The organism is Leucobacter sp. PH1c, assembly GCF_000633415.1.
GTDB lineage: Bacteria > Actinomycetota > Actinomycetes > Actinomycetales > Microbacteriaceae > Leucobacter.
In genome coordinates this window covers 43,480-49,583 of the sequence record NZ_AYMV01000026.1, presented here as the reverse complement: position 1 = coordinate 49,583, position 6,104 = coordinate 43,480, and the positions used below count along the sequence as shown (strand labels likewise).

Below are 6,104 nucleotides of genomic sequence, written 5' to 3'. Positions count from 1 at the left end.
CGCCGGCGTGGGCCGGCGCACCGCCGTCTCACATGCCCGCGTGCTCGAACGCGACGGTCGGGAGGTCGACGATGTGCGCGCCGCCGTCGGCGACGAGCACCGAGCCGGTCATGTACGACGACTCGGCGGAGCCGAGGAAGCGCACGATCGACGCGATCTCCGCGGCTTCGGCGGCGCGGCCGAGCGGCACGTCGCGGGTGACCGCCGCGTAGCCCGCCGCGCGATCCGCGATCTCGGGGGCGTGCGCCGCGAACTCGTCCATCTCGGCGTCGGCCATCGGCGTGCGCACCCAGCCCGGGCACACGGCGTTCACGCGGACGCCGCGCCGACTGTAGTCGCGCGCGAGGCTGCGGGTGAGGCCGATCAGAGCGTGCTTCCCCACCGTGTATCCCGCGACAGACGGGCCGGCGAAGAGACCGGCGAGCGAGGAGACCACGACGATCTCGCTCCCCCGGCTCCCGTCCTCGGCCGCCCCGGCGAGGAGCGCGGGAAGCGCTTCCCGCGCCATGACGAACGCGGTCGAGAGGTTCGCGCTGATCGCCGCCGCCCAGTCCGCGTCGCTCGTCTCGCCCACGGGGGCGAAGCCGTGCCCGCCCGCGTTCGCGACGAGCACGTCGATGCGCCCGAAGCGGGCGACGATCTCGGCGACCGCGGCGCGCGCCGAGGCGCCATCGGCCGCGTCCGCGACGACCGCGAGCGCGCCGGTGGCCTCGGCGACGGCGTCGAGCGGTTCACGCCGCCGCCCCACGACCGCGACGCGGGCGCCCTCGGCCGCGTACCGCTCGGCAATCGCTGCTCCGATCCCCGTCCCGCCTCCCGTGATGACGACGACGCGCCCCTCAACCGATCCGTGTTCCGCCACGATGATTCCTTTCGTCCACGCTGACGTGTTGCTCTGCTCGCGCGCGTGCGCACGGGCGTGCGCGGGTGCGTGCGTGGCACCATCCTCGCGCCGATTCCGCGTTCGCCGGGCGATCGCTCCCGCTCCGACAAGCACGCAGCGCGCTGAGTCAACGAGCGTGGAGCTTCCACCGCGATACTGGGACCGGAGTGTCCTCGCGCACCGCGCACCGCACGAACCGAATGGAGTCACCGATGACCCACGCCGCACCCGAGCTCGTCCTCACGGGAGGCCGCATCTACACCGTCGACCCCGCGCGGCCCTGGGCCGAGGCGCTCGCGGTCACCGCCGGGAGGATCTCGGCGATCGGCGCGAACGCCGAGATCGCCGCGCTCGCCGGGCCGAGCACCGAGGTGCGGGAGCTCGGCGGAGCGTTCGTCATGCCGGGACTCGTCGACGTGCACAACCATCACTTCCTCGCGGGGAAGGAGGAGCTCTTCGAGCTCCGCGTGCCGATCGGAGCCTCCCTCGACGGCATCATCGACGCCGTCGCCGAGTACGCCGCAGGGCTCCCCGCCGACGCCTGGATCGTCGGCGGCCCCTGGGCGAGCGACCGGCTCACCGAGGTCAACACGGCGGCGGCCCTCGACCGCCTCGACGCTGCCGCGGGCGGGCGACCCGTGATGCTCTCCGATGACTCGCATCACAACCGCTGGGCGAACTCGCGCGCCATGGAGATCGCGGGCGTCTCCGCCGGACAGCACGGCGTGCTCACCGATGCGAGCGCGAGCGGGCGAGCGACGGGCGTCCTGCTCGAGGCCGCCGGGCTGCCCGTGGCCCGCGCGCAGCAGGCAGCGGGCGGGCTCACCCCGGAGCAGGAGCGCGCCGCGGCGAAGCGCGGCGTCGAGATCCTGAGTTCCTTCGGGGTGACCGCGTTCCAGGACGCCGGCGTCTCCACGCACATCCTCGAGGCGCTCCGCGCCCTCGATACCGCGGGCGAGCTCGACGCCTGGGTCGTCACCTCGCTGCTCATCAACGACGAGATCTTCGGGTTCTCCGCGATCGGCGACGCGCTCGTGTTCGACGGCGAGCGCTTCCGCACGCCCCACCACCGGCCCGATTTCGTGAAGATCTTCCTCGACGGCGTTCCCCCGACCCGCACGGGGGCGTTCCTCGAACCGTACCTCCCCGACGACGCGCACGGCGCGCACTTCCACGGCGAGACGCTGCTCGACCCCGCGGAGCTCGAGGGCTGGCTGCGCCGCGTCGCCGACGCCGGCCTGTCGGCCAAGATCCACTGCACGGGCGACGCCTCCGTCCACGCCGTGCTGAACGCGGTCGAGGCGGTGCGCGCCGCGGGCTACCGCGACACCCGGTACCAGGTGGCGCACGGCCAGTTCGTGCACCCCGACGACGTGCCGCGCTTCGCCGCCCTCGGCGTCGCGGCCGACATCTCGCCGTTCATCTGGGTGCCCGGGCCGATCGTCGAGGCGATCCGCGACGTGCTCCCCCGCGAGCGCGCCGACCGGATCCAGCCGAACCGCTCGCTGCTCGATGCGGGCGCGGTCGTGGCGGGCGGCTCGGACTGGCCGGTCTCCCCCTCCCCGAACGCGTGGGAGGGGATCCACGGCCTCGTCACCCGGCAGGATCCGAGCGGCGCGTACCCCGGCGTGCTCTGGCCCGAGCAGGCGATCACGCTCGCCGAGGCGATCGCCGCATTCACGATCAACGGCGCCGAGGCGATGGGCCTCGCGGAGGAGACCGGCTCGCTCGTCGTCGGGAAGTCTGCCGACTTCGTCCTGCTCGACCGTGACCCGTTCGCGCACCCCGAGACCGAGCTCGTGCAGACCGCGGTCGCGGAGACCTGGTTCGCCGGCCGCCGCGTGTACGCCGCGGCCGAGCGCGCGGAGGGGTGATCATGCACAAGCTCGTCGTCCTCTACCCGGAACCCGCCGACCGCGCCGCGTTCGAGGCGTACTACCGGAGCACGCATCTCCCGCTGTGCGCGAGACTCCCCGGCGTGCGCGGCATCACCTTCTCGCTCGGGATCTCGGAGCCCGGCGCCGGACCGTTCTTCGGGCTCTTCGAGGCGGTATTCGATTCGGCCGATGACCTCGCGGCCGCGCTCGCCTCCCCGGAGGGCCGAGCCGTCGAGGCCGATGTGCCGAACTACGCGACGGGCGGGGCGACGGTCTTCGACTGCGCCGTGGAGTCGCTCACGAGCGGCGAGACGAGCTTCGCGGAGCGGTAGCCCGAGCCGGTGCGCGTGAGCGTCCACCGCCGCCAGTGCTTCGCGGACAGCTGGACGGGTGCGTGCTCCTGCACGTGCCGCGCCGCGCCGCGCAGGCGCTCGTCCGCGGGGAACACGAGCCACATCGAGAGCTTCGACGAGCCCGCGGCGAAGGTGCCGCGGATCCCCGAGACGCCGAGCTTTCTGCCGTACCCGTCGACGGCGAAGCCGCCGCAGTGCTCGGCGCTCAGATCCGGGTACCGGGCCCCCGTGCCGGGATCGATCAGCCCGCCGCTCGCGCGCACCGTAATCGCGAGCTGCCCCCGCGAGGCCGGCGCCGCGGAGCCCGCCGCTGGGCTCGCCGCGGCGAGGAGCTGGAGCGCGTCGCCGAGCCGCTCCGCGGGCAGCCGCCACTCGACGAGCGCGCGCTGCCGCGCGCTCGGCCCGCCGAGTGTGGCGCTCACCGTCTCCTCAGCGGCGCGCGCGGCAGAGACGGCGTCGGCGTCCTGGCCGGTCCGGAGGAGCCGCATTCCCCACTCGGGAGGCGCCTCGGGGAGGAGGCAAGCGGCGAGGAACCGGTCCCACGCGGCGAGCGCCCGCTCGGGCTGGCGGATCCGCAGGGCGTGCGCTCCGCCGGCAGCCGCCGGGAGCCCGTCGTACGTGACCAACTCCTGCGTGCGCTCCATGGCACCAGCCTACGCGGGCCGCGCTACTCGGCAAGGGAGGCGACCGCCGCGTCGATGCCCGCGATCACCGTGCGGTCGTGCGCGGAGCGCGCGCCAGGCACGTAGCACAGCGCCTCGATCTCCCCGCCCGTGAAGCGGAACGCGCCGTGCCGCTCGTGCAGCTCCCAGTCGACGGGCCCGCCGTAGTCGTAGCCCACGCTGATCCCCGTGAACGGGGCCATGCCGAGCAGCATGGGAACGGCGGGGATCGCCGCGACCTCGGCCCCGTCGACGTGGACGCTCACCCGCCAGCGGAGCCCTGCGATCTCGTCGGCACGCAGCACGATCTCGCACGCCCCCGCCGCGAGCACCGGCCCGCGCGCCCGGTGCATCTCGCCGTAGGCGTTGTACGAGAGGAGCGGCGCCCCGTGCTCGAGCGCGAGGAGGTAGCCCCCGCCCTGGTCGCCGTGCGCGACGAGCACGCCGTGGCCCGAGCCGCTCGCGGGCAGCTCGAGCGAGATCTCCACCGCGAAGGAGCGGAGCACCGTGAGCTTCGACGCGCGGAAGCGCTCGAGCGGGGGGCGGAACGGCACCAGGCTCACGGGTTCGCCGAGCCGCGCCTCGCTCGCGGGGCGCCGCTCGTGCATCGTGCCGAGATCGTCGAGCGGGAAGACGGTGTTCGCCCACGCCTCGTCGCGCCACTGTTCCGCGAGCGCCGCGACGTGCTCGGGCCGCTCGGCCGCGAGATCGCGGGTCTCCGTGGGATCCGCGTCGAGGTCGTAGAGCTCCCAGTGCCCGCCCGCGCTCCCCTCCGCGCGTGTGGGCGGCTCGGGCGAGACGGCCTTCCAGCGGCCGTCGACGAGCGCGCGGCGGCCCACGCACTCGAAGTACTGCTGCTCGCGCCCGGCCGCGCCCGGATCACCGAGGATCGCCGCGGCGCTCCGCCCATCGGCGTCGAGCGCGGTGCGCCCCGCGCGCTCGGAGAGCCGGGGCACTCCGGCGAGGTCGAGCAGCGTCGGCGCGAGGTCGGAGACGAACACGAATTGCTCGCGCAGCCCCCGCGCGGTCTCGGGGGCGCCCGGCCAGGAGATGACGAGCGGCGCGTGGACCCCGCCCTCGTAGGTGGTCGACTTGTAGGACCGGAACGGCGTGTTCGAGGCGCGCGCCCACCCGCTCGGATACTGGCTGAACACGCGCGGCCCGCCGATCTCGGCGAGCGGACGCGGCACGTCGCGCACCCAGTCCTCGGGCAGACCGGGCACCGTGCCGAACTGCGCGAAGTAGCTCCGGGTGCCGCTCGGTCCGCCCTCGGCCGTTCCGCCGTTGTCGCTCGTGACGACGATGATCGTGCGCTCCAGCTCCCCGAGCTCGGTGAGCCGCGAGACGATGCGCGCGACGCTCGCGTCGACGTCCGCGACCGCCGCCGCGTACACCTCCATGTGCCGGGCGAACAGCGCGCGCTCGGCGTCATCGAGCGCGGCCCACTCGGGAATCCGGTCGGCGTCGGCCGCCGCGCCGCTCGGTAGCTCAGCGTGGGCGGGGACGACGCCGAGCTCGCGCTGCCGTGCGAAGCGGTGCTCCCGGAGCCGGTCCCAGCCCGCGGCGTACCGCCCCTCCTGCCGCGCGATGTCGGCGGGCTTCGCCTGGATGGGCCCGTGCACCGAGGTGTGCGCGAAGTAGAGGAAGAAGGGCCGCTCGGCGTCATTCGCTCGGAGATCGTCGATCATCCCGAGCGCTTCGTCAACCAGCTCGTCGGTGAGGAAGTAGCCGGGCGGGAACTCGGTGCGCGGGTCGACGGAGTTGTCGCGGACGAGGCGGTGCGGGTGGTGGAGCGAGGTGAAGCCGTCCATGCTGCCGAAGTAGCGGTCGAAGCCGCGCTGCAGCGGCCAGGACGAACGGTCCGCCCCGTCGTGGAGCCGGGACTCGAGCGTGAGGTGCCACTTCCCCACCGCGAAGGTCGCGTAGCCTCCGGCTCGGAGCGACTCCGCAAGGGTCGGCGCCGCCGCGGGGAGCTCGCACGTGAAGCCCGGGTAGCCGGGATCGGTGTGCGCCACGAAGCCGAAACCCGCGCGATGCGGGTTCAGCCCGGTGAGGAGCGCGGCCCGCGCGGGCGAGCACATCGGCGCCGTGCGGTAGTTCGTGAACGTCCAGCCCTCGGCGGCGAGCGCGTCGATCGCGGGGGTGGCGATCTCGCTGCCGAACGGCCCGAGGTCGCTGAAGCCGAGGTCGTCGACGAGGATCACCACGACGTTCGGCGCGTCCGCGGCGGCCCGGGCTTCCTCGGGCCACCACGGCGTGGACTCGGAGGCGAACTCCGCGGCGTGCCCCCCGAACTCCTCGTAGCCGCGCGCCCCCGTCCCGCCCACGC

General features: G+C 74.3%; 5 protein-coding genes. 2 read left to right on the top strand and 3 right to left on the bottom strand.

Annotated features, from left to right (window positions below; translation table 11 throughout):
• Window positions 1-28: 28 nt before the first annotated feature.
• Complete coding sequence (locus tag U874_RS0109340) at window positions 29-865, bottom strand: SDR family NAD(P)-dependent oxidoreductase (protein WP_115651512.1); 837 nt, start codon at window positions 863-865, stop codon at window positions 29-31.
• A 230-nt stretch (window positions 866-1,095) separates the two neighbouring features.
• On the opposite strand from U874_RS0109340, the gene U874_RS0109335 reads away from it, so the two are divergent.
• Together U874_RS0109335 and U874_RS0109330 are read left to right on the top strand one after the other, a co-directional pair.
• Window positions 1,096-2,757: an amidohydrolase gene (locus tag U874_RS0109335; RefSeq protein WP_025134280.1), complete on the top strand. Its 1,662-nt coding sequence runs from the start codon at window positions 1,096-1,098 to the stop codon at window positions 2,755-2,757.
• Between the two features lie 2 nt (window positions 2,758-2,759).
• Window positions 2,760-3,092 (top strand): EthD family reductase, encoded by a 333-nt coding sequence (locus U874_RS0109330; RefSeq protein ID WP_025134279.1) that lies wholly within the window; start codon window positions 2,760-2,762, stop codon window positions 3,090-3,092.
• Here the strand turns inward: U874_RS0109330 and U874_RS0109325 are convergent.
• Both U874_RS0109325 and U874_RS0109320 read right to left on the bottom strand, forming a co-directional pair.
• Complete coding sequence (locus U874_RS0109325; RefSeq protein ID WP_025134278.1) at window positions 3,011-3,757, bottom strand: hypothetical protein; 747 nt, start codon at window positions 3,755-3,757, stop codon at window positions 3,011-3,013. The genes U874_RS0109330 and U874_RS0109325 overlap by 82 nt on opposite strands.
• Window positions 3,758-3,780: 23 nt before the next feature.
• Window positions 3,781-6,102 carry an arylsulfatase gene (locus U874_RS0109320; protein ID WP_025134277.1) on the bottom strand — a complete coding sequence of 774 codons (2,322 nt, stop codon included), beginning with the start codon at window positions 6,100-6,102 and terminating at the stop codon, window positions 3,781-3,783.
• Between the last annotated feature and the right edge of the window lie 2 nt (window positions 6,103-6,104).

Bases quoted from the DNA above. Each gene is read 5' to 3' on its own strand.
- U874_RS0109325 (WP_025134278.1), bottom strand. From the start codon at position 3,757: ATGGAGCGCACGCAGGAGTTGGTCACGTACGACGGGCTCCCGGCGGCT.
- U874_RS0109335 (WP_025134280.1), top strand. From the start codon at position 1,096: ATGACCCACGCCGCACCCGAGCTCGTCCTCACGGGAGGCCGCATCTAC.
- U874_RS0109330 (WP_025134279.1), top strand. From the start codon at position 2,760: ATGCACAAGCTCGTCGTCCTCTACCCGGAACCCGCCGACCGCGCCGCG.